General features: G+C 53.0%; 18 protein-coding genes. 6 read left to right on the top strand and 12 right to left on the bottom strand.

The features are described from left to right. Positions 1–85 precede the first annotated feature (85 nt). Genes LMS44_RS07115 through LMS44_RS07105 form a run of 3 tightly spaced genes read right to left on the bottom strand, consistent with a single transcriptional unit; the run spans position 86 to position 1,892 of the window. On the bottom strand, positions 86–505 hold the full coding sequence (locus LMS44_RS07115) for a DUF6691 family protein (protein ID WP_089690616.1): 420 nt from the start codon (positions 503–505) through the stop codon (positions 86–88). A gap of 23 nt (positions 506–528) precedes the next feature. After that, the gene (locus LMS44_RS07110; RefSeq protein WP_041157907.1) at positions 529–996 is read right to left on the bottom strand and encodes a YeeE/YedE family protein; all 468 of its coding nucleotides are present in this window, start codon (positions 994–996) and stop codon (positions 529–531) included. A gap of 29 nt (positions 997–1,025) precedes the next feature. Further along, a complete protein-coding gene (locus LMS44_RS07105; RefSeq protein ID WP_498947164.1) occupies positions 1,026–1,892 on the bottom strand; it encodes an MBL fold metallo-hydrolase in 867 nt (288 codons plus the stop codon). Between the two features lie 199 nt (positions 1,893–2,091). On the opposite strand from LMS44_RS07105, the gene htc2 reads away from it, so the two are divergent. Beyond that, the gene (gene htc2, locus LMS44_RS07100) at positions 2,092–3,708 is read left to right on the top strand and encodes a methyl-accepting chemotaxis protein Htc2 (protein ID WP_022519604.1); all 1,617 of its coding nucleotides are present in this window, start codon (positions 2,092–2,094) and stop codon (positions 3,706–3,708) included. Between the two features lie 731 nt (positions 3,709–4,439). Beyond that, positions 4,440–6,056, top strand: coding sequence for a methyl-accepting chemotaxis protein (locus LMS44_RS07095; protein ID WP_009288459.1), 1,617 nt, complete (start codon positions 4,440–4,442; stop codon positions 6,054–6,056). A 281-nt stretch (positions 6,057–6,337) separates the two neighbouring features. Here the strand turns inward: LMS44_RS07095 and LMS44_RS07090 are convergent, their stop codons facing one another. The 3 genes from LMS44_RS07090 to LMS44_RS07080 all read right to left on the bottom strand — a co-directional run bounded on the left by LMS44_RS07090 (position 6,338) and on the right by LMS44_RS07080 (position 10,183). Continuing rightward, on the bottom strand, positions 6,338–7,558 hold the full coding sequence (locus LMS44_RS07090; RefSeq protein ID WP_009288458.1) for a glycosyltransferase family protein: 1,221 nt from the start codon (positions 7,556–7,558) through the stop codon (positions 6,338–6,340). Between the two features lie 46 nt (positions 7,559–7,604). Continuing rightward, complete coding sequence (locus LMS44_RS07085) at positions 7,605–8,522, bottom strand: HAD-IIB family hydrolase (RefSeq protein WP_159176477.1); 918 nt, start codon at positions 8,520–8,522, stop codon at positions 7,605–7,607. A gap of 650 nt (positions 8,523–9,172) precedes the next feature. Next, a complete protein-coding gene (locus tag LMS44_RS07080) occupies positions 9,173–10,183 on the bottom strand; it encodes an OmpA family protein (protein ID WP_317890272.1) in 1,011 nt (336 codons plus the stop codon). Between the two features lie 210 nt (positions 10,184–10,393). Here LMS44_RS07080 and LMS44_RS07075 point away from each other — a divergent pair, with 210 nt between their 5' ends. The 3 genes from LMS44_RS07075 (at position 10,394) to LMS44_RS07065 (ending at position 12,240) form a co-directional block, all read left to right on the top strand. Next, positions 10,394–11,059 carry a hypothetical protein gene (locus tag LMS44_RS07075; protein WP_235976189.1) on the top strand — a complete coding sequence of 222 codons (666 nt, stop codon included), beginning with the start codon at positions 10,394–10,396 and terminating at the stop codon, positions 11,057–11,059. A 64-nt stretch (positions 11,060–11,123) separates the two neighbouring features. Next, positions 11,124–11,654 carry a FlgO family outer membrane protein gene (locus tag LMS44_RS07070; RefSeq protein WP_035538611.1) on the top strand — a complete coding sequence of 177 codons (531 nt, stop codon included), beginning with the start codon at positions 11,124–11,126 and terminating at the stop codon, positions 11,652–11,654. Between the two features lie 85 nt (positions 11,655–11,739). After that, complete coding sequence (locus tag LMS44_RS07065; RefSeq protein WP_241254249.1) at positions 11,740–12,240, top strand: GNAT family N-acetyltransferase; 501 nt, start codon at positions 11,740–11,742, stop codon at positions 12,238–12,240. Between the two features lie 20 nt (positions 12,241–12,260). Here the strand turns inward: LMS44_RS07065 and LMS44_RS07060 are convergent, their stop codons facing one another. Next, a complete protein-coding gene (locus LMS44_RS07060; RefSeq protein WP_089690610.1) occupies positions 12,261–12,584 on the bottom strand; it encodes a DUF6916 family protein in 324 nt (107 codons plus the stop codon). 63 nt (positions 12,585–12,647) lie between these two features. Continuing rightward, positions 12,648–13,193, bottom strand: a complete 546-nt coding sequence (locus tag LMS44_RS07055) for a phage tail protein (protein WP_278371842.1) — start codon at positions 13,191–13,193, stop codon at positions 12,648–12,650. Between the two features lie 889 nt (positions 13,194–14,082). Here LMS44_RS07055 and LMS44_RS07050 point away from each other — a divergent pair. Further along, entirely contained in the window at positions 14,083–20,298 is a 6,216-nt protein-coding gene (locus LMS44_RS07050; protein ID WP_498947163.1) for a DUF4347 domain-containing protein, read from the top strand. 192 nt (positions 20,299–20,490) lie between these two features. Here LMS44_RS07050 and LMS44_RS07045 read toward each other — a convergent pair whose 3' ends face one another. The 4 genes from LMS44_RS07045 to LMS44_RS07030 form a co-directional block, all read right to left on the bottom strand. Beyond that, positions 20,491–22,011 carry a M14 family zinc carboxypeptidase gene (locus LMS44_RS07045; RefSeq protein ID WP_498947162.1) on the bottom strand — a complete coding sequence of 507 codons (1,521 nt, stop codon included), beginning with the start codon at positions 22,009–22,011 and terminating at the stop codon, positions 20,491–20,493. A 387-nt stretch (positions 22,012–22,398) separates the two neighbouring features. Next, complete coding sequence (locus LMS44_RS07040; RefSeq protein WP_022519984.1) at positions 22,399–22,611, bottom strand: DUF6447 family protein; 213 nt, start codon at positions 22,609–22,611, stop codon at positions 22,399–22,401. Between the two features lie 91 nt (positions 22,612–22,702). Continuing rightward, on the bottom strand, positions 22,703–22,999 hold the full coding sequence (locus LMS44_RS07035) for a hypothetical protein (protein WP_278371845.1): 297 nt from the start codon (positions 22,997–22,999) through the stop codon (positions 22,703–22,705). Positions 23,000–23,406: 407 nt separating this feature from the next. Continuing rightward, the gene (locus LMS44_RS07030) at positions 23,407–25,077 is read right to left on the bottom strand and encodes a DUF4214 domain-containing protein (RefSeq protein ID WP_498947161.1); all 1,671 of its coding nucleotides are present in this window, start codon (positions 25,075–25,077) and stop codon (positions 23,407–23,409) included. Between the last annotated feature and the right edge of the window lie 62 nt (positions 25,078–25,139).

The raw sequence follows: 25,139 nt of genomic DNA, 5'->3' as shown, positions 1-25,139 counted from the left end.
TTAACCCAGCGTTAAGACAAATAAAAACGCCCTTGCTTTGATGGCAAGGGCGCGGGCATGGCAATCGCCGAATAAGGACGAATGGCTAGGCGAGACGCTTAGCAGCAAAACGCCTCGCAAAAAACCAACCCAACACCATGGTCACCAGCATGGCCAATAGCGGTAAGGAAAGACCGCCGATGGAGGCTATCGCTGGCCCTGGGCAGTAGCCGGAAAGCCCCCAGCCAATGCCAAACAGAGCCGCGCCCCCTAACAACTTTGCGTCTAACTCCCGTTTGGCCGGTAACTGAAAGACGCCACCCAATAGTGGTGCAGTACGCTTGAATACCAGCCGATAGCCGATAAAGGTGGTGACGACAGCCCCGCCCAATACGAACATCAGCGTTGGATCCCAGGCGCCCGCTACGTCTAGAAACCCCACAACTCGCGCGGGGTCGGTCATGCCTGAAACAGCTAAGCCGATACCGAAAAGTAGCCCCGCCGCATAGCCTGCCGCTGTTTTCATCCAATGACTCTTGTTTGACTGACTCATACTCCACCGCCTAGGCCTAGCATGTGGCGCGAGATATAAACGGTCACTAGCGCCGTCAGCAAAAACATACCGGTGGCCGCCATGGAGCGTGGTGCCAAGCGCGCCAGCCCGCATACCCCATGGCCGCTGGTACAGCCACTGCCCAGCCCCGTGCCTACGCCCACTAACAGCCCAGCCACCAGCATTAACCCTACGCCTCCCACCGGCGCGCCAATCACCTCACCAGGGCTTCCGGCAACGTTGCCCAAACCACCACCTAACGCCATAAGCAGAAGCGGGCCGCTAATCAGCCCTAACAGAAAAGCCACTCGCCAAGCGCTATCGCCCTTGGGGCGCTGGGTTATCAAGTTACCCACGATGCCACTGATACCGGCGATACGCCCCAGCGTTGCCATCAGCCAGGTAGCGGAAAGCCCAATTAATACACCCCCAACCAGCCCTTGTAAGCCTGCTGTCCAATCCACTGATCACTCCTCAGCTCGCACTTAAACCGTTAGAAAAAATTAAGCGGCACTTTGAGATAGACAGTGCCGTTCTCTTCCGCCGGAGGCAGCTCCCCCGCACGCATATTGACCTGCACCGAAGGAATAATGAGCCGTGGCATGCCTAAGGTGGCGTCACGCTCAGTGCGCATCTTCACAAACTCGTCTTCGCTGATACCTTTATGTACATGAACATTTTCATTTACCTGCTCAGCAACGCTGGTTTCATGCTGAAAGGTATCGCGGCCAGGGGCTTTATAGTCGTGGCATAAAAACAATCGTGTCTGCTCGGGAAGCGCCAATACTTTTTGAATAGAGTGATAAAGAGTGCGCGCATCTCCACCGGGAAAGTCGCACCGCGCGGTGCCATAATCCGGCATAAATAGCGTATCGCCTACAAAGGCGGCATCGCCTATTACGTAGGTTAAACAAGCGGGAGTATGTCCTGGGGTATGCAGCACCTGGCCCTGTAATTGGCCAACGGCGAACGTATCCCCTTCTTCAAACAGCGCATCAAACTGGCTGCCATCCCAGGCAAACTCACTGCCCGCATTGAATGCCTTACCGAATATCTCCTGCACCTTCACTATGTTGGCACCAATGCCGGTTTTACCGCCTAACTGCTCATGCAGGTAGGGCGCCGCCGAGAGATGGTCTGCATGTACATGGGTCTCCAAAATCCAGACTACATCGAGATCGTGTTCGCGAATAAAAGCGATGATGGTGTTAGCAGATCGCACGTCGGTTCGCCCAGCGGCATAATCAAAATCGAGTACCGAATCTATAATTGCGCAGGCACGGCTATCAGGGTCTTGGACGACATAGCTAAAGGTGTTCGTAGGCTCATCAAAAAAGTGCGTAACGATTGGGCGTTGCATCGTTGCCTCCCATAGGGGTGGTGATCTCAATCTCATGCTATAAAGACAGCATAGTGCATTTTAAGTTCTATATTTAGATTATTTTAGAATATAAGAGTGCTATATATCCCAAAAGAGTGTTCAAGACTATTTTTGCTAAGGTCTGCTCCATTTAGGCCGATAATGAAGGAGTTACTCAATTACAAAAATTAGGAAGAACATGACTCACTTAACAACGACACAAAAACTCTGGGGAACGCTGGGTATTATCTGGGTTGCCATGCTGCTATTGGTTGGCTGGCTTGCCTGGGAGAACCGCCAGACGATTGAGAGCGAACGCCGCGATAGCATTCAATACGTAGTGGAAAGCGTGCAAAACCAAATTGAAGCCCTGCAAGAACGGGTAGCCTCCGGTGAACTTAGCCTGGAAGAAGCGCAGCAGCGTGCGATCGATAATATGTCTAGCGTTAGCTTTGGGGCGGGCGAGTATATCTTTTCATTCAACGATGACTTACTGATTATATCGCATCCTAGCCGCACACCCGGCACTGACATGACCAATTATGAAGACGCCAGCGGGATGGCGCTGTACCCCGAGTTGCTGCGTGTCGCGCAAGCAGGTGGTGGTCACGTCAATTACTATTCTACCCGCGCGGGTGGCGACGAGCAGCTGCCGAAAACCAGTTATGTAGCACACCTTCCCGAATGGGACTGGTCACTGGCGACCGGCGTTTATGTCGATGATATTAATGCCGCCTTTATTGCCGGTTTGATTCGCTCGATCGTGATACTACTGATCATTGGCCTGCCGGTAACGCTGCTGATGGGATGGGTTATTCGTGATGTTTCTCGTCGTTTAGGTGGAGACCCACGCTATGCAGCCAACGTAGTACGTCATATTGCCGACGGCGACCTGACCCAGGTCACACGGCTTTCGCCGAAGGATCAACAGAGCTTACTTTTTAATATCAACCGGATGCGTGAAGCTCTTGCCGAGACGATTGGTGACATCCACCACGGCGCAAGCCAGGTCAACAGTGGCGTAGAGCAGATCGTGGGCGTAAACGAAGAGCTTTCGACCCGCACCGAAGAGCAGGCAGCATCACTAGCTGAAACCGCTTCCAGTATGGAACAGCTCACCGCGACTGTTAAGCAAAATGCTGAACACGCTGACCATGCGCGTAAGCTTGCCACCAGAGCGGCCGATAGCGCTCAGCGCGGCAGCGACTCGATGTCGTCCGTCACGACCACTATGGCGACGATTAACGAAAGCGCCACACAGATGAGCAGCATCGTTAACACCATTGACGGTATCGCTTTCCAAACCAATATTTTGGCACTGAACGCGTCAGTTGAAGCCGCCCGAGCAGGTGATCAAGGGCGCGGTTTTGCGGTTGTCGCCAATGAGGTTCGTCAACTTGCCAGCCGCTCAGCTGCTGCGGCACAGGAGATTAAAACGCTGATCGAAGCGTCGGACAGCAAAGTAGTTGAAGGCAGCCGCCAGGTACGCGACACCGGTGATGTGATTAACAGCATGGTCGATGATATCAAACAGCTCAGTACGCTGGTTCAGGAAATTTCTGCGGCTACCATTGAACAGAGCAGCGGCATTGAGCAGGTCAACCAAGCGGTAACGCAAATGGATCAAATGACCCAGCAAAATGCCAGCTTGGTGCAAGAAAGCACTCACGCGACTCAAGCCCTGGCCCAGCTCAGCGCCCAACTGCGCCAACTGGTTGCCCACTTCCGCATTCACCAGAGCACGGAGCATACACAGGCAAGCTTACCCGCCTCCTCACCCGCCCCGCAGACCGCTCATCAGCATAGCGATTTTTGATGTTTTGTCATTGCGAGCGCAGTGCAGCAATCTCAGGGTTACCTGCCACCGCAGATCGAGATTGCCGCGTCGCTGCGCTCCTCGCAATGACGTAGGTGATATCATTGAAATCCTTCACCTGTCATTGCGAGCGCAGTGAAGCAATCTCAGGGTTACCTGCCACCGCAGATCGAGATTGCCGCGTCGCTGCGCTCCTCGCAATGACGTAGGAGATATCATTGAAATCCTTCACCTGCCATTGCGAACGTAGTGAAGCAATCTCGGGGCTACCTGCCACCGCAGATCGAGATTGCCGCGTCGCTGCGCTCCTCGCAATGACGTAGGTGATATCATTGAAATCCTTCACCTGTCATTGCGAGCGCAGTGAAGCAATCTCAGGGTTACCTGCCACCGCAAATCGAGATTGCCGCGTCGCTGCGCTCCTCGCAATGACGTAGGTGATATTATTGAAATCCTTCACCTGTCATTGCGAACGTAGTGAAGCAATCTCGGGGTTACCTGCCACCGCAGATCGAGATTGCCTCGTCGCTGCGCTCCTCGCAATGACATATGAGTAGGCTCCTCACAATGATCAACTGGGTGTCATTGCGAGCGATGTGAAACACATCTCAGAATATGCTGCCTCGGCAAGCGAAATTGCCGCGGCAGCATTTACTTTAAATTTTGCTAAGGTATTGGTGCCTTAGGCCGATAGGGAACAACGTTGCTTACTTACATCGGCTAGGAAAAAAATGACTCGCTTAACGACGACGCAAAAACTCTGGGGAACGCTGGGTATTATCTGGGTTGCCATGCTACTGCTGGTAGGCTGGTTGGCCTGGGAGAATCGCCAGACGATTGAGAGTGAACGCCGAGACAGTATTCAATACGTGGTGGAAAGCGTACAGAGCCAAATTGAAGCGCTACAAGAGCGGGTAGTTGCTGGAGAGCTCAGCCTTGAAGAAGCCCAACAGCGTGCCATCGACAATATGTCTAGCGTCAGTTTTGGCGGTGGAGAATATATCTTCTCCTTCGATGATGACCTAAAGATCGTTTCCCACCCCAAGCGCCCCCGCGGTGAAGACATGAGCGCTTACCAGGATGCCAGCGGCATGGATCTTTACGCTGCTTTTCGAGAAGCAGCTCAAGCTGGCGGTGGGCACGTTGACTACTACTCCCGTCGTATTACTGGTGATGAGCAGGTACCGAAAATCAGTTACGTGGCCTATCTTCCCGAATGGCAGTGGTCGCTGGCCACGGGTGTTTATGTAGATGATATAAACGAAGCTTTTATTACACGTTTAATTTACTCGGTAATGGTACTGCTGATTATAGGCCTTCCTGTAACGCTGCTAATGGGCTGGGTCATTCGTGATGTTGCTCGCAGGCTGGGGGGCGACCCACGCTATGCAGCTAGCGTAGTACGCCATATTGCTGATGGAGATTTGACCCAAACCACTCAGCTTTCGCCGAAGGATCAGCAGAGCTTACTATTTGATATCAACCGGATGCGTGAAACCCTGGCCAATACCATTGGCGATATTCACCACGGCGCAAACCAGGTTAACAGTGGCGTAGAGCAGATTGTGGGTGTTAATGAAGAGCTTTCCACACGCACCGAAGAGCAGGCAGCGTCGTTGGCCGAAACGGCCTCCAGCATGGAGCAGCTTACCGCCACGGTTAAACAAAATGCCGAACATGCGGATCACGCGCGAACACTTGCCACACGCACCGCTGACAGCGCTCAACGCGGCAGTGACTCAATGTCCACGGTGATCTCCACCATGGCGACGATTAACGAAAGCGCCACCCAAATGAGCAGCATCGTTAACACCATTGACGGCATCGCCTTCCAAACCAATATTTTGGCTCTTAACGCCTCGGTGGAAGCCGCCCGAGCCGGCGAGCAGGGGCGCGGTTTTGCCGTTGTCGCCAATGAAGTTCGCCAACTAGCCAGCCGTTCGGCTGCTGCCGCCCAAGAGATCAAAACGCTGATCGAAGCGTCGGATAGCAAAGTGGTGGAAGGCAGCCGTCAAGTGCATGACACCGGCGATGAGATCAATGGCATGGTCGATGACATTAAACAGCTCAGTACACTGGTTCAGGAAATCTCTGCAGCCACCATTGAGCAGAGCAGCGGCATTGAGCAGGTCAATCAGGCGGTAACGCAGATGGATCAAATGACCCAGCAAAATGCCGGCCTGGTGCAAGAGAGTAACCACGCCACCCAAACGCTCGCACAGCTCAGTGCTCAGCTGCGTCAACTGGTTGCCCACTTCCGCATTAACCAGAGCACGGGACATGCACAAGCAAATTTACCCGCCTCGTCATCGGCTCCGCGTGCAGCCCTCCAGCACAGCGATTTTTGATGTCTTGTCATTGCGAGCGCAGTGAAGCAATCTCGGGGTTACCTGCCATCGCAGATCGAGATTGCCGCGTCGCTGAGCTCCTCGCAATGACATATGAGTAGGCTCCTTGCAATGACAAATGGGTGTCATCGCGAGCGAAGCGTGGCGATCTCGGTGTTGTCATTGGGAACGCAGTGAAGCAATCTCGGGGTTACCTGCCACCGCAGACCGAGATTGCCGCGTCGCTGCGCTCCTCGCAATGACATATGAGTAGGCTCCTTGCAATGACATATGAATAGGCGCTAAACCTTACCTTGGTTATCCAGCTCTACCGCTTCGTGCATACGCGTGAGCAGATCTGGCACCGCGGCCTGAACACGGTTCCAGCTGGGGATAAAGGGTCGCTCACGTGGGTTATCCATAAAAAGATTGCCCGCTTCGAGCAGGTTACTGGCAAACAGCTCCACGGCCTGCTCTTCGCTGTGGCGATCAAGGCTTAGGCCGTTCATCGTCGCATCGTGGTCGTAGGCTTCGATCAAATCCAGCGCAAAGCGGTAGTAGGTAGCTTTAAGCGTGCGGAAGTCTTCGCTGCTAAAGGTAACCCCCTGGGTGGCTAGTTTGCGATAGAGCGCTTTTGAAATATCCAGGCTCATGCGGTTTAAGCCGCTATCAGGATCATCTTCGCTAACCGGCTGATGCTTGTGGTCGTAGGCATCGGCAATATCTACCTGGCAGAGCTGGCGCAGGGAGTAGTTGCGTTGTAACTCCGACAAAACGCCAATTTCCAGCCCCCAATCCGCAGGCATACGAATCCCCTCAAGCACTTCGCTGCGCATCGCAAACTCACCTGACAGTGGGTAGCGAAAGCTATCCAGGTAATCAAGGTAGGGCATCGGCCCACAGACAGTTTTAAGCGCCCGCAGCAGCGGTGTGACTAACAGCCGTGAGACGCGCCCATTCAGTTTACCCTCGGCAATACGGGGGTAATAACCTTTGCAGAAGCTGTAATTGAAATTGGGGTGCGCCACCGGATACATCAAGCGCGCAAGCAGCCCACGCTCATAGGTCAAAATATCGCAGTCGTGAAGCCCTACCACCGTCGAGCGCCCTGACGACAGCATATAGCCTGCGCAATACCATACATTGCGCCCTTTCCCAGGCTCTAAAGCGCCTAAACCGTGCTCTTCCAGCTCCGCATCCAGGGCGCGCAGCCGTGGGCCATCGTTCCATAAGATGCGCGTGTGTTGCGGCAGGCGTGAGAAAAACTCCCGAGCATATAAAAATTGCTCGCGATCGGCTCTATCCAGACCAATGACAATCTCGTTGAGATAAGGGACTTTAACCAGCTCATCGACGATCGCCGACAGCGCTGGCCCTTCCAGCTCCGAAAACAGCGACGGTAGAATCAGCCCCATTGGACGTCGTCGAGCAAACTGGCACAGCTCTTGTTCAAGCGCCTCCACCGAGCGCCGGGTAAGGTTGTGAAAGTCGGTAATAATTCCGTTTTGATGAAAGTCACTCATTCACTTACCTCCCTGGATTCATAGAACTGGGGTCAAAGAACTGTACTCAGAGGACAGCGGCATCGCCCTTTTCCGCCGTCGCTAAACGGCGGTCATCTCGCCCCCACCAGTAGGCCACTCCCTCAGCCCAGCCGGTTGGCCCTGTGGCATACGTGCGATAGAGCGAAGCATTGCGGGGTTCTACGGCTAAGTCGTGACAACCTCGTATCACGACCGCTTGATCCACTGCTTCGAGCATGGTGATATCGTTTGGCCCATCTCCCAAACCCAATGAAAGAGGCATTCGCCCTCTTAATGCCGTGAAGCGTTTAACCAGCCACTCGACGGCATTGCCCTTATCGGCGGAGCGCCCCATTACATGCCAAAAGCGTCCACCTTGAGTAAGCTGTAAGCCATCCCCCTCTAAAGCGGCGCGAAACGTCTCAAGGGCCGCGGCCGAGTCTTCCCACAACAACGGTTCGCTACCTTCCCGCTGCCGAGCATCCCGGGCGCGAACTGCGTCGAGCTCGGTAAGCTCCATCACCTCAGCTACGCTCATCTCTCCCATGCGGGTAAAGCGAATATCCAAGCGTTCACGCCACACCTTTAATCGGGCACGTATAAAGCCAATATCCACACCAGGATGTTTGATAACAACACCATCACGGCCACTGCCTGGACGGTCTAAGCGTGCATGACACCAGCCAGGGGGGAGACCAATAACCGCACCATTTTCAGCAATAAATGGGGTTGCCGTGAGGCCCAGCGCTTCGCGCAGCGGTATCAGTTCGGCATGGGTTTTACTGGTCACCGGAACCACCGGCACCCCCATTTGCTTTAAGCGGGCAAGCCAGGGAGCAGCAGGGCTGAAGTCATAACTGTGATGGTCGAGCAGTGAGCCATCTAAATCGGTCAAGACAAGCCGCGGCTGCAGAGCCGGATCAACCGAAGGGGTTGACGCTGAAAGACGAGCGGGTTCAGGCATAGCACTACCTCTCTTCGGCCTTAACGCTTCGTTAAGACGTCGTGTCTAGAACGCCTAAATAGCTATGGCCAGCTATTAACTACTATGACCAGCTATTAATTGCTACGTAAAGCATAGCAATTAATAAGCCAGAACAGAGAAGTGTCTATTCAACAGAGGGTTACGTGGCATTTGACGGGATAAATAAATCAGAGTACTTGCAAGCACCAAAAAGAGGCAGTTAAAACGCACCACAAAAGTGCATGAAGCAGATCGGTGCGCTTTGTACAGCCCCTTTCAGAATAAGCATTAGCGATAACTAAGATGATAAAAAGTAAAAAAAGCTTTACCGCACTTGGCAACGCTTAATAAATAGCTATACTGATATTGTACCCACTGACAATCCTGTACACCCCTCACCTGATGCCAGTGGACTGCAGTGAGCCAAGCCCTTTAATGCCCGCCTCCCCCGGCGGGCTTTTTTCTATGTCATTGCCCCTCTTATGTCATCGCGAGCGAAGCGTGGCGATCATGTTGCCGTCATTGCAAACATAGAGAAGCAATCTCGGGGTTAGCTATCACTGACAAATCAGATTGCCGCGTCGCTGCGCTTCTCGCAATGACATTTTCCTTATAGCTGAGCAGCTATTTACTCCTCTATTAACTGCCCCTTACTCCACATGAATCACCACCTCAACCCGCCGATTACGTGCACGCCCTTCCGCGGTGGCGTTGCTCTCTAGCGGTTTTGTTGCTGCCAAGCCGACTGCGCGAAGGCGTTCAGCATCCACGCCCGCCGCTTCCAGCGCTTCCACAATGGCAATGGCACGAGCACTCGACAGCGCCCAGTTAGATGAGAACTCCTCGGTGCTAATGGTCTGGCTATCCGAATGGCCCTCCACCCACACTTCGCCATCGTAGCGCTGAATAGTCTCGAGCAAACTGCTCACTAGTGACGACCCATCGTTGGTTAGCTCAGCCGTGGCAGAGGGAAACAGCAGTTGATCCTGTACACGCAGGCTAATCCCCTCAGCCACCCGCGATACTTCAACACCCTCCAGGTCGGGCAAATAGGTAGACTCTTCAACGCGTTCCGAAAGCGCCTGATTTAGCGCAGTCGCCCCCGCTACTGACTCATCGCTCACCACTTGTACATTTGCCGGGGGGTGGTCGGTTAACACCACCATGTAGTCAGCTAAGGGCGATGTAAAATCATCGCTGCCCGCGGGCATCAGTAGTTTTGGTAAGGAAATAACCGGCTCAGCAGGCGGCAATGGTGCTGCCAAAAGCGGTGGAACACCGAAGCTGACTCGTCGAGGAAGATCGGCCAGCTTGGGCAGCCCTGCCACGCCAAGTGCCGCACTAATCGCCATGGGGTTCAATCCTGCACTGCTCCACCGGGCGACACTCTCACGCTCATGGCTTACCTGGGCCAATGCTTCAGGCAGGGGGACTCCCAAAGTAGGCGAGGATGTGCCCGCGTCCTCGCTCACACTATCCTTCTGGTTCAATTGAGGAATAACCGGCCCTGCAGCGGCGATAATGACCACGAACAGAGCCACCAACAAGGTCATGATATCGAGATAACTGATCATCCAACCGCTACCGCTATCACTTTCATGATAGGCCGACATCAGCGAATCATGGCGCGGACCGCCGCGGTGATCTTCAAGCATTGGCATTATCGCTCATTCAAGTTTTTAACCTCGTGGCCGATCTTGCTAGGTATGATGAATTAGATACGTCGAATTAGGCATGGCAAACTAAGCAAAGCACATAGTCTATCAAAAGCCGTTTTGTAGCGAAAAAGGAACCAGCAGGTGCGCACCCGTCCCCGATTATTTCCATTACCCTATTTCATACGTCCTGTTAGTTTGGGGCTGGCAAGCTTAATGCTTAGCGGCTGCTTTTATGCCAATACATCTCAAGCGCCGATCGCCACTACCTACCCCTATACCGAACAGCAACGTATGCAGGCAGCTCACCACTGGGATGTGCTGGCCCGCCATGAAGCTACCAGCATTTTACAACGCGAGCGCGTTCGCAATCGCGATTTACACATCAGCGAGTCAGACAGTGAAGCACTGCACGCCTACAGTGGCGGTGAATTTGGGCGTGGCTTTCGCGCACTGCTGACCAGCGAACTGGTGTCACGGGGCGCTAACCTTACCACCGTCCCCACTGCAAACAGCGCCAATATCACTATCGACGTCGAAGTTGTCGAGCACCGTGACCGCGGCTTTATCCGCCCACCGGTTGGCGCTTTTACCGCACTCACCGCGGGCATTGCGGTAGCCACGATTCCGTTTAATCAGTGGAGCGAACCTGCGCTGGGATTAATCCCCGCCGGCATGCTTGCCGATACCACCAGCGGTAGTTGGACATACACCGGTGACGAAGAGATCATCGTGACCACGCAAATTATCGACGGCGAACGAATTCTCTACTCTTCGTCCAACATTTACTACATCAATGCCGGTGACCGTCGTCAATATGCCCCCCATCGCGTGCCTCAGGCACCTACCACACCCTCCGTTTCCCTTACTGATACGTGGTAATTTCATGCTGATGACACTTTTCACTACTTGGCGCGCTCGCTCTATCGGCCATGCTACCCGTGGGATGACCATGGGCATAACGCTACTGTTACTGGCTGGTTGCAGCGCGCTGGGCAATGCTAACAATACGCCCGCCGAACCGGAACCCGATCTCTCTGAATTGGTTCATGCCGCTGCCGAGCAGATGGTTGCCAGCAATCCAGAGCTCACGCGCTATAGCCCCATGATTGCTGCCACTTTTGTGAGCATCGACAATCTAAGCCAGTCGTCTACGCTTGGGCGTATTAGCTCTGAAATTATGGCCTCCGCACTGGCCCGCCAGGGTATGCAGGTACGCGAAGTCAAAATGCGCGACAGCATGTTTATCGAAGAGAGCGTGGGGGAATTGATTCTTTCACGGCAAGTTCAGCGCCTAACCGCTCAGCACAACGCCCGTTCAATTTTAATGGGCACCTATGCACAGGGCCAGGACTACGTCTATGTAAGTGCTCGGGTCGTGCGAGCAGGCGATGCCATGGTACTCGGCAGCGCCGATTTCCGCTTACCGCTCAATAACAACACCCGAAGCTTGTTAGAGGGCCAAGGGGGTTGGTGAGCACTCACGATTTTTGGCAAGCTCACGTTTATCTTGTAGTGGTGGGCAATTCAATCAACTTATATCCTTGGGCAATGGCAAACGAATGGCAGGTATTGGCGGACACTTAAACGATGGGTTGCAACTTCGACCCTCCAGAGATTCAGATAATCTTTTTCTTGAAGCGCTTTATCGAGATATCCGGCAAGACCTGCAACTGGCGCTGGCTGATCAAGATATGATTGAGGCGCTGCTTGAGATGCAGGTTAAGGCCCAGGCAATCGGTTATGGAACTGCCTACCCCAATGCCTTGTATTATATCGTCGAGAAACAGGGTGAGCGGATCGGCCGTGTCACCGTGGATTTCGGTGCCAACGAAGTGCATATTCTCGACCTCGCGCTGATCAAGGGAGCACGTAATAAAGGCTATGGTGCTGTCGTTCTTAGGGCAGTCCAGGCAGCAGGGGCTCAAGTTATGAGCCCCGTTTCCCTTTCCGTCGATCCATTTAATGTTTATGCCAAACAGCTTTACCAGCAGCTAGGGTTCCGCTTTGAAAGATTAATGGGGGCAGTAGAACGCTGGGTCTGGTATCCGCAAACGCCCTAGTCAACTATTAGTTAAAAATATTAGTTAAAAACCAGTTGATACCAGGGCCGCGGGTCGCCACCCATTGGGGGTAACACACGGTTAATGTAGACGCCTTCCAGCGTTGCCCCGTCGCCTAAGCGCAAGACCCCGGTGGCGCTGGTAAAATCAACCTCGGCTTGTTGCCCCGATAGAAGAACACCAAAAGGCTCCCGCCCTTCGCCTGCCCCCGGCACTTGGCAGTCGGGGCGGCTGGTGACTTGCTCGACCGTTAATCTCACCGAAAGCGTTGGGTTCACCGTTTCAAAGATACACACTTGTCCTTGTAGCGGCTGAAAGTCCGCCGCCGTAATGGTGCCTAACATTGTGACTCCTACGATAAGAGGCCGAACCTCCAAACGTTCGGCCACCATCACTTGTTGCCCTACCTATTGGCGGGATGGATAGATACCCTGCAATGCAATACTGAAGTTCAGGGCGAGATAAGGGTTCATAACGTTAAACGGTTGGCTCCCTCCGGTAATGCCCGTTTGGCCATTACCTAATTCAACCGTGCCAGAGGGGGTGCCACGATAGTAATTACGAACCGGGTCATTGAGATTAACTTTACCGCTGGCTAGATAATCCCCTGTGGCAGGCGTGTCTTCATTGGCGGCATCAGGTGTGGTCATTGCCCCAGCGGCATGGGTATGTTGAGGCATTTGATTGATAGTCAGTGTGCGGTTTTCCGCTCCAGCCTGCTCACCGATAGTGGCATTTGGCATGCCCGCTCCCTGACCTTGCCCTCTGGGCATTCGCCCTCTCAGATCTGGCAGGTTAAAGGTGGTTTGGCCGTTACCGCCATAAACAGTGCCGAGCAAAGAGAAGAGAGCCTGATACTGTGCAATAGATAGCTGGGTACCACTGCATAACCCCCAGCCCACAGGCGCCCATGGAAAACCTAACATTTTGATTTCGCCTAGAAATGGATCCATAAAGCACTCCTTGTTACTGTTGTAATAAAAATGCCTTTAATAAGGCGTCGCTTAATGCTTACGGCAACTACTTGTCCACTAGCTTAGGCCACTAACCGCTGACAAGCCTGCTACACGCCCTAGTACCATAGCCTCATTAAACCTAGCAGTAAAATCTTGCATACACTTAGGCCAGCGACCATAATCTTAGTACTTATTTGGTAATTGCCTCAATAAACTTTAACAACTGTTTTTCCGTAGTAAGAGACCCAAAAACTGCATAAGCAGCAAGGTAATTTAAATAAGAAAAAGCTAAAAAAGAAAAATTGAATGATAGCTTAGGATACTTCACACAGCAGCGGGGCCCTTTGATGTAGCGAAGAGCGCGATCACGTGTTTCTGAACGTGGAAAGATGGGCCTAATCGAGCGACCAGATCATCCAGCAGTGTTGAAAACTGTGTTGAAATAGGGAAATCCAATGTATGCATCTTTCACCCTGTGAGCGTCTTTATATCATATCAATCACAGACAGTGTCGCTTACTCAGTGACGGCTGTCATACTCAGCATTTCAGCTTAAATGCCGCAGAATCACAGTATCAGTTGGGTATCACTGAAACTACTAGAACGGTCACCCACAGCACAACGGATCACTTCAGTATCAGCTTCTCACAACCCCTTGTCAGCGACGTGCTTTAGAAAGATTCTGGAGAAAAGAACTGCACTAGGAGCATTAAAATGGACATTACAGCGCTTCGGGTTGCTATCTTTGACGGCGACAGCTCCAGCCTGTCACTTGCCTATTGCCGGGTCGACGCCGTATAAGAAAAGACATATAAACAAATGCTTACAGATAAAATCTACACAAACATATAACCAAATCTCTAGACAATTTAAAGAGTGTGCTCTTTATGAATACTCCCACCCGCCAAACGTCCCCAAGCCAATCGACTGGTCGTAACGAAGTCATCTTCGTCGACCCCCGAGTTGAAGACTACCAAACACTGCTTAACGGCGTGGCCGACGATACCGAGGTCATACTGTTAGACCCCAGCGCTAACGGCGTTGAACAAATCGCCCAGGCGTTAGCACAGCGCGGCGAATTTGACGCCATCCACCTCGTGTCCCACGGCAGTGAGGGTCGTATAGCGCTTGGTAACAGCACGCTTGATAGCGAGACTCTGCCGAGTTATGCCAGCTTCCTGGAACAATGGGGCGAAGCATTGGGGCCAAACGGCGACATCCTGATTTACGGCTGTGATGTTGGCGCGGACGAGCAGGGACTGCGGTTTGTGGAAGCGCTAGCACGGGTAACCGGGGCGGATGTGGCCGCCTCCGATGACTTAACCGGTGCGAACAGCCTTGGCGGCAACTGGGTGTTAGAGCAGCAGTATGGTCAAGTAGAAACCAGCAGTTTAATAGGTATTGAGCAGCAGAGCACTTGGCAAGGGCTGCTGGCGGCAGAATCTGTATTTGATTGGGATTCAGGTAACGCCATTGATAACGGACTAACTGTCAGCGAACAAGTTAACGGGGTTACCTTGACAATATCGGCGTCTAATGGCGCCGATTTGGGTCTGCAAAATGTAGGCTCCATGTATAATTTGGAAGGCTTTGCCGCTTATGTAGAGACTAACTACAGCACTGCAGGAACCACATATACTTTTACATTCGATCAAGTTGTTGATATGGGAACGATCGAACTCCTGACAACTTCTGGCGAAACTCAGGCTACGTTCAGCGCCAGCGGTCATACGGATATACCCAGCGGCCCCATTGCTAATCTAAACGACGCCAGTGTCGTTGACTTAAGCAGCTTTACTGGCATCATATCGTTTACTATGGCACCAGTTGACCCTGAGCAGTTTTATTTTGACGACATCAGTTTTACTAGTGCAAACAACTCGCCAGTGTTCACTACCATCAACGACGGCAATATCGATGAAACCGCCATCAGTGGCACAGTGGTGCTGGCAGATAGCGATATAGAAGCGAACGATGGAGACGGTGGCGGAATTGATTCGGTCACTTATTCGATTGTCGGTGGTACAGGGGAAGACTACTTTGATATCAATGCTACCAACGGCAAAGTCACGTTAAATGCAGCGGGTGAAGCAGCACTCGACTTTGAAAACACTCAGAGTTACACCCTCACTCTAAGTGCTAACGATGGCAATAGCTCTACCGATGAAACCGTCACCATAGCGGTCAACGATATCGCCCCGGTCATCACCGCCGGCCAATCCTTTAGTATTAACGAGAGCGATACCAACAGCACTTCCCTAGGCACTGTCGCCACTACTGGCGACAATAACTCGGTGAGCTACTCCATCGAGTCCGGCAACACCGGCAACGCCTTCACTATCGATGACTCCACGGGCGAGATCACCCTGAGCGATACCAGTCAGCTCGACGCCAGCGCTACCGGCAGTTATACGCTCAGCATACAAGCCACCGATGACAATACCGCATCAACGCAAGATGTCACCATCAACGTCACCGACGATGTGGCTCCCAGCGTTACCAGTATTGCCCCCAGCGGTTCACCCGATGCCAATGCTGCATCCGTCGATTTCACCGTTACCTTTAGCGAAAGCGTCAACAATGTTGACGCCGGCGATTTCACCCTCACCTCTACCGGCACCGCCTCGGGCACTATTAGTGCGGTTGCTGGCAGCGGTGACAGCTATACGGTCAGCGTTACCGGTATTAGCGGTGAAGGCGACCTGCGCCTGGATCTTAACAGTGGCACCGATATCGACGATGGGGCCACCAATGCCCCGGCAGGCTACACCAGCGGTACGGCTCACAGCGTTGATCTGGTCAAGCCGAGCGTCACCAACGTCACTTCGCTGACGGCCGACGGGACGTATAACGCGGGTGACACCGTTGATATTACGCTGACCTTTAGTGAAGTTGTGACCGTCACCGGGACGCCGCAGCTAACGCTGGAAACCGGGGCAACTGACCGAGTCATTGACTATACAGCGGGCTCCGGGACTAACACGCTGACGTTCGCGTATACCGTTCAAGCGGGCGATGAAACCAGCGATCTGGCGCTGGCGGGCAGCGAGATCCTGCTCAGTGGCGGTACCCTTCAGGATGCCGAAGGCAACAACGCGGTGGTCACCCTACCCACACCAGGTACCGCCGGCTCGCTAAGTGCGAACAAGGACATTGTGATTGATGCCATCGCGCCTAGCGTTACGAGTATTGCGCCCAGTGGTTCGCCTGCGGCCAATGCTTCCTCAGTGGATTACACCGTTACCTTTAGCGAAGACGTCGACGATGTTTCTATCGATGACTTCCTACTCAACACCACCGGCAGCGCGTCGGGTAATATCGCCTCCATTTCAGGCTCCGGCAGTAGCTACACCGTCACTGTGGATACCATTACTGGCGAAGGCGACTTGCGCCTTGACCTGAACGACGGCACCGACATCAATGATGGTGCAGGCAATGCCTCGGAGGGCTTCTCCAGCGGCACTGCACATACCGTTGACGTGGTGAACCCGAGTGTAACCCATATCACCTCGACGAATGCCGACGGTACTTATAAAGCAGGCGACACCGTTAACATCACCCTAGCGTTCAGCGAAGCCGTGACGGTCAGCGGTACACCGCAGTTGACGCTGGAAACCGGGGCAACGGATCGCACCATAGAGTATGTGGCTGGCTCAGGTACCGACGAGCTGACGTTTGCGTATACCGTCCAGGCGGGGGATGAGTCCAGTGATCTGGCGCTGACCAACGCTGGTATCATCCTCAATGGCGGCTCCATTCGCGATGCAGCAGGCAACGACAGCGAACTCACCCTGCCTACACCGGGGACTGCCCACTCGCTGAGCGCCAACAAAGACATTGTCATTGATGCCGTAGCGCCCGTCATCACCAGCGTTTCTATACCGAATAGCAGTCATAAAATCGGCGATACCGTGACCGTCGCTATTACCGCGGGAGAGGCAGGCTTGTCGCTGGACGCCGGCACGGTAAACGGGGTAACGGTCACCGGTTTTACCGATCAGGGCGGCGGCAACTATACCGCCACTTACACGGTACAGGAGGGGGATACATCCCGCGCCCCAGGCGACGATATTCCCGTTAACTTTGTGCTGTCCGATGCGGCAGGCAATAGCTCTAGTACTTACACTACCGCAATCAGCCAGAGTGCTGATGTCATCGACGCGGCTCGCCCCACCCTGGATGGCGCTATTGTACCGTCGCTCACCACCATCACTGATGATCAAATAGGCAGCAGTCGTTTTACCCTGACGCTGAACTTCAACGAAGCGATGGATACTGGCGTTGCACCCACGATCACCTTCCCAACGGAAGATCCCACAAACACGCTTACCTTTAACGCCGGCAGTTGGACGGATGCCAAGACCTATATCGCCACCTTTGACACTGCCGATGCCAATGAAGTGATCAATAACGTGGATGTGCGAGTCAGCGATGCTCAGGATGCGGCGGGCAATACGCTTGCCGCCGTAACGCAAAACGACCTCTTCAGCGTGGTGACCGCCACCAGCCCGGCGATTCAGGCGATTACCTCGCCCACCGCCGATGGCACCTTTGCGGTGGGCAGCAGCATTGATATCACCGTGACGTTCGATAAAGCGGTCGACTTTACTGCCAACGGCGGCGCGCTAACGGCTACACTCAACACCGGCGCAACGATCCTTCTCACCAATAGCGACGCCGCTAACCAAACGCAGTTTAGTGGCCGTTATACGGTACAAGAGGGTGAGACGGACACCGATGGGCTTAACGTCGCCTCGCTAACCCTGACCGGCGGTGCCACGCTGGTCGCCCACGATAACGGCGTAGCGGCGGACCTTGATACGCTGCCCGGCAGTCAAAATCTGGCCGACAGCGCTGAGTTGGTGGTTGATGCTAACTCGCCCGCGGCTACCCCAGCACCCACATTAGCGGCTGATTCCGATAGCGGTGTGAGCGATAACGACAATATCACCAATAACAATACACCCACCCTCATCGGCACCGGGGCCGAGGCAGGCGCTACCGTGATGGTACGTGTCGACGGCATCAGCGTGGGTAGCGCCACCGCCAATGGCAGCGGTGACTGGGCCTTCACCTTGGCCGAAGGCGACCTGAGTGAAGGCCTCAACACGATCGATACGCTGGTTGGCGATAGCGCAGGTAATACCAGCAGCGCATCGGCGGGTCTTGCGCTAACCCTGGATAACACCGCGCCCACCGCCAATGACGATACAACGGCCACGGTACGTGAAGACGCGGGGGAGGCCCTGCTGACCAACGTTAACGGAGCCGGCGATAAGCTCACCGATAACGACACAGGCGCAGACGACACGGCCCCTATCACCGCTGTGAATGACCGTGCCGATGCCCTGAGTAGCGCGGTGGCGGGCAGCAACGGCGGGCGCTTTATTATCGAAGCCGATGGCACGGCTAGCTTCGACCCCAATGGTGAGTTTGAAGCCCTTGCCCACGGTGACACGCTTACCACCGATGTCACCGTCGACATTCAAGACACCGCAGGCAATACCAGCACGTCCACCCTTAGCGTGACAGTGGAAGGCGTCAATAATGCACCTACCATCGCCACCAACGCAGGCCCCAGCGTAAAAGCCGGCCGTAGCGTCACATTAACGACGGCCAACCTGAATGAAGGCGATCCGGATGATGCTGGCGATGAGCTCACTTATACACTGAACACCCTGCCAACGTCCGGTACGTTATTGCTCGATGGTACCGCCTTAGCCGCAGGCGAGACGTTTACCCAACAAGACATCGACAATGGCTTGGTGACATTTACGGCGGGCAGCAGTGCGGGCAATGCCAGCTTTGACTTTACCCTGGCTGATGGTGGCGAGGATGGTGTGGAAAGGGTCTCTGGAACTGTGACCTTTACGGTGGAAGCAGCACCGGAGCCAGAACCTGAGCCAGAGCCTGAACCAGAACCTGAGCCTGAACCAGAACCAGAACCAGAACCAGAACCTGAGCCAGAGCCAGAGCCAGAACCGGAGCCAGAGCCAGAGCCAGAACCTGAGCCTGAACCCGAGCCAGAGCCTGAACCCGAGCCAGAGCCTGAACCCGAACCTGAACCCGAGCCTGAGCCTGAGCCTGAGCCTGAGCCTGAGCCTGAGCCTGAACCCGAGCCTGAACCCGAGCCTGAACCCGAGCCAATTGAGCTCGCCAACTTTGTTGATATATTCACTGAAAAGGGATGGGAATTGCCATCTGAGCTCTTGGAACAGCTGCGTAATACCGCCACCTTTGTGCGTTACCCTGAGTTCGATACGGTGCTGACACCCATTATCCGTTTATACAACGGCATTCTTGATCGCGTTGCTGAACGGGAAGGCTTGGAGTACTGGGTGGCACAGCAAAATGCAGAAGGCAGCTTCAACGATATTGTTCAGGACTTTATGTTAGCAGAAGAGGTGAGCACCGCGTTACAAGCCATGGGCAGCGATAATGCCACCTTTGTGGATACGCTTTATCAAGCCGCACTAGGCCGTGCCGCGGATGAGAGCGGCCGCGATTACTGGGTAGACATCCTTGAGAGCAACAACGGGGATCGTAGTGAGGTCGCCCGTTGGTTTGTCCAATCACAGGAGTATATCAACGCCAACCCTCCTCTAGTGAACGGCAATAAGCTGCTGGCCTGGGGCGTGAACCTAGAACAAATGGAAATGCGCTCGCTGGGTTTTGATACCGGCGTAACGGCCGATCAAGACGACTTAGCGGAGACGTTAGTCCGGCTTTATACCGGCTTAGCCGGAGAGTCACCTAATGAGGCGACGTTTAATGAATGGCTGGAGAGTGGCCAAACGCCAGAAGCACTAGCGGCAAGCCTGCTAGAAAGCGAAGACTTGCTAACCACCGGAGAACCGATAGATTTTGAGATATTGATCGATACGCTTTATGAGCGGGTGCTAAATCGCTCACCGGACACCGCAGGTGAGCAGTATTGGCAAGAGGTGCTGCAAAACGGAGATGCCAGCCTGACTGAAATGGTGATGGCGTTTACTGACTCAAACGAGCACCAGCAGCTCAGTCGTTCAGAAGTGGATAATTATCTTGATGCCGCCAACCTGGTAGGCGTCGAAACTGACCTTGAGTCCTACCTGTTCGGCTAGGGCTATGGACTAACCCAACGGCACCGCAACTAAGTAAGTGGCGGTGCCGATTTCCTCCCGTCGCTCAATACATGCAGTTTTTTTGAGAGCCAAGTGGCTTGGTGAGGTAATAAAAAAGCTTCCCCTACTCAAACTCAGAGCTTATGGGGAAGCTTTTTTGATACTCAATCCTAATGGGCTACAAGTCTATCCTTAAGCCACTAGCAATTCTTGGTGAAGAGGCTCAGAGGTGCCAATAATGGGCGTACTTTCCATCAGCGTATCCAGCCCTGCGCCTATCTCGCCTTGATGAGACTCCTCACCCTCGCCTGCCCATTCGATCTCTTCAGCATAAATCTCGTCAAATTCAATTCGCTCACCGCGCTCAGGTATCAGTGTTGCCAAAGCAGGATCAATGCTATCAAAACTGTTTTTCCCCATAGCCTCGACAACGCCTAGCATACTCAGTACACCCTCAAGCACTATGGCGCTAGAAACCGCATCAAAATCTAGCTCTAGCCCTTCCAGCGCTTTTAAGCTCAGCTCTTCCAGGCCCCGTTGCTCAATGAGGAGTGTAGGCACACCATCAATAGCAATTCCATTGCGTGCTATTTGTGGCGTGTCGCCACCGGGAAACAGTGACAAGTAGCCATAATCAAAATCATCGAGCCCTTGTGATATAGCTACCGCCGCTTGCTGTGCTGTTGCGGTAATGGTGGGATCGACGTCATCATTGGTTGGCCACAAGATTGACATAGTGTCGAGCTTGCCTGACTCGTTGATGTAGTTATTTTGGTTATGGTAATCAAGAATTAATTCAGGTTGAATCGCTTCGACCACCTGCCTAACAGCGGTGGTTTCTGGGATTAATGATGCATCAATCACTTCACTAGAATCCCAGGTACGGTTAAGGTCAATGTCTTCGGAGTTACGACGGGGATCGATGGTTGTTTCAGGATCTAATTCACCTGCAACGAGCCCCTCCCAGCGCTCAAAACCGTCAGGGTTTACTCGTGGCATTACGGTTAACGTCACTTGCTCACGCAATGCTTGAGCAGCTTCACTGTCACCGCTCAGCCACTCTAGAAAATGCATGGCCGCCTCTGTCCCGGTTGGTTCATCACCATGCTGTTGGGTCACGATCATTAATTGGCGCACCCCTTCGCCTACCGTGGCACTATATAAGGGCCTGCCTTCCAGCGACTCACCAACCTGCTCTAAGCTCAACGTATCATAGCTGGCATCTAGCGCTTCCAGGTCTTGATAAAGCTGTTCGTTGCTGCGAAAGCCATCCTGCACAAGAGGGCGTTCTGCATCGTAACTATCAGCATCAACACTGGACGAATAAAAATTAGCAATAGAGGCATAGGCCTCGAGCGCCTCTGCATCTGTCGGGCTAGCGCCCCCAATTAGAGCCTGTAACAGCGCTTGGGGAGAGAGCCCAGCACTAGCCTGCTCCGACCAATATTCAATACCCTCTGCCTCTGCTTCACGAGCAAACAGGCTTTGATAAACTTCGTTTATCCACTCATTATCTTCCAGCCCTGACAGTTCAATGCGCCTTGCCTGGAACTCTTCAGACTGCAACATAAACGCCGACACACCATCCATATCCACTGAGCCGCTTTCTACCTGCTCTAGCCAATAATTAAACCCGTCTGGATCAGCCGCGCGCCCTAGGACACCCAAATAAAGAGTTTGTAGATTTTTTTCAATGGAAAGAGTTGTCATCATTAATGCCTCCAGGCATCACTACATATCGTTCCCTGTATCGCCGGTGGAGCGTCATTAGCGAAGCTGAAAATAGGCAGCTACCGCTAGTCACAGCACTTTACTAAGCACCTTTATATTTTTCACGCAGAAGGCTCAGAGTTAAAGCCATCCTTTTCACACCCCTTTAAGGAATAGAGACAAGCACCCTATTTGTCAATATTCACCCTGGGCTTATGTGCTGGCTAAGTCATCGTCAGAGACCTCTATGCTCCAGCACGAGTATTTCTATCCTCTTTTTCATTACAGTATGACTGGCTTCCACCTACCCAGAAGCACAATAAAAAAGCCAGTCAACATTAGCTGACTGGCTTGTAGATCAAGATGGCCATGCCTGACCAATGTCTTCTTTTAGTGTGTCTTTTGCTCAGGAAGCTCATCTTTTAGCGCACGCGCGTAGGCTGTACGAGCCGTTTGGGCGATAGCTAACTGCTGATTCAAACGTTGAATTTCTTGATCAGTCACGCGCAGGTTGAGTAGCTGATTACGTGCATTTTCAGATAGATCTGACACATTGAATTCACTGCCGTCGATAGTAACGGTTTGTGCTTTATCCTTCGCCATACAAAGCTCCTTAGGGTAATACAAATTAGCGGTAAATTATTGCAGCTACGCGCATAAATGTCGAAGCGGTGTGCACCTAGCAAACCTTCTACTACGCTGCTTGGGTATCAAGCGCTGTCAACAGCCCATCAATATCGGCCGTAGCTGGCAACGCCTGAGATGGGCGACTAGGGTGGCGTAGCGAAAATTCTTTTAGCGTTTTAGCAGGCAGTGCGGCATCCAGCGTTGGCACGCCGACTTGCCAGACCAAATGCCTTTTGGTTGAGTGAGTGTCCTCCTCAACCACTCCCCAGCCCACTACCCCATGACCTTTCACGTAGCATAGTACTCGATCATCTTGCCGGTAATCGTTAGTCGACTCAAAATCGCTCAGGCGAAATGTAGCCATTCTGATGGGCCAATGCTTTTGCGCCCATTCTTTTGAAACGCTTTGCCAGAAGTATCGGGGGGATTCGGATACCGAAGGCTGTCGCTGAGGATCTGGCAACGCGCTTGCCAACAGTAATTGATAATGCTTGCGAGCGACATGGTGATGCGCCAGCCGTTGATGGAGCTCTGCAATGTGCGCATCTACAAGGCCTAAATTTACCAGCTGTTTTCGCGCTTTGGCACTTAATGCCCACGTGGGGTAGCGACGCCCTTCAATAACGATACTTTTCGGTAATTTCGCCATCACTTCCCAATCTCGTCGCTTAAAATCAACGCGGCATTGTACTCAATTCAATCAGCACGGTAAAAAGATTCGTCCTGCGCCTCTGGCGTTAGTCAGTCGGATTCATTCAGTCGCTATGTTTTCTAGCCCAGCAGGTATGTCTCGATATCTTCCGGCACCCCAATAAGACCCTGCTCGTAATGCTGTTGAACGTATGCATCAACATTAGCTTGAGTTGCATTGATGTATTCATCAGAATTCGTAAACGCTAACACCAAATCCCCCCCATCAAATGCCTCTTTTTGTAGTTGCGTCTGCCAATAGACGGCTCCCTCTGCATCTGGGGCACGTCCTAAAACCTCCTCATAGAGGGAGTCGATCAGCACCTCTGCCGTCGTCTCAGTTTGGCTATCCAAAAACTCACTGCTTGCAAAGAAGTCGGCAGCGGTGGACGTAAGTGATTTGCCACCTGCTAACGCTTCAAGCCAATAGTCGAAGCCTTCCTCATCAGGTTCTCTCCCTAGCACACCGGTATACAAGCGTACCAATGCAGTAGCCAATTCCTCTTCAGCTGCCGTCGACCGACTGTCAAACCCAAGCGCTTCTGGGTCTAAAGCCTGCAAATCAACGCCCCACATTAACAGCTTTGCCCCCTGAACCAGAGAGTAGCTACTATCCACATACTCTGCCGAGTTGGTAAACGCTAACGCAATGTCTGCCAGCTCTACTTGCCCCCCTGCGAGCTGTTCTAACCAGTATGCCTGCCCCGCTGAATCCGGATCGCGGCCAAGGACACTGCTATAAAGCGCCTCAATACGCCCCTGCGTTCCACCGCCCAGCTGGTCTGCCAAGTAAGTAAACTCTTCCGACACCACAAAGCTATCCGCCAAAACGCGTAAGCTACTTCCCGCATTGAATTGTGATACCCAATACTCCACACCTTCTTTATCCGGCTCTCGCCCTAGCAGACCTGTATAGAGTCGTAGCACTGGATCGATAGTGCTTTCTAAACCAGGGTAGCGAAGTAGCTCATCTCGACTTTGCAGCGCTTGATCAAGCGTCTCAGACCACTCCCAACCCGCTGCAGCTAGCAGGGATTCAAACGTCTCCACATAAGACGCGCTATCCTCAGCGTCTTGGCTTGGCAGTGGAGAAATCAAGCCGTCATTGCCTTTAATCCATTGATCAAGCGTTGCTAAGTGAGCACTCACATCAGCCGCCCATTCATCAGTCGAAACGGCGCCTACTACCACTGGGCCGTCACTTGATGAGTACCATACTGGCCCACCGCTATTACCTGGATTAATTTCAAAGTTCTTGAGGTCTATTAAGTCATAAGCAGGCATAAGTGTTGTGGCGCTATTGTCTTCCATGAGCCTTGGGCCACTGGCATCACGATATACGCCGGGATAACCTGTCACACGATAGGTCTCCCCAGAGGCATAATCCCCCAATGAAAACCAACCAATATCATCACCAATGGCATCACCTAACGAGACTAAAGCAAGGTCATACTCGCTTTCGGACGGTGACAAAAACCCTGGTTCTTCAACATCTAACTCATAATAATCAAGTCCAGCCGCTTGAAAGGTGCCATAAGGGCGTGCCCCACCATCGCGGCCAAACTCCACTTCTACATCAGTAGCAGCCCCCAATACGGGATCATAAAGCACATGGGCAGCCGTCAGTACATCGTTACGACCGACCAACGTACCCGAGCCTGAGACCCGTGTACCATCATGAAAGGTAGCTTCTAAGTAAGCCACGGCTGAGAAAGGAAAGGTATTGCTATCAGTACCAACATAACGGGTCATGGATAAACCTCTTTAACAAGCCAGTAATGGCTTACCTTATAAAGCAACATTGGACTGCTCAG

The organism is Halomonas profundus, from assembly GCF_020865425.1.
GTDB classification, from domain to species: Bacteria; Pseudomonadota; Gammaproteobacteria; order Pseudomonadales; family Halomonadaceae; genus Vreelandella; species Vreelandella titanicae.
Note: the sequence above shows the minus strand (reverse complement) of the source record. Positions and strands in the feature narration are given on the sequence as shown.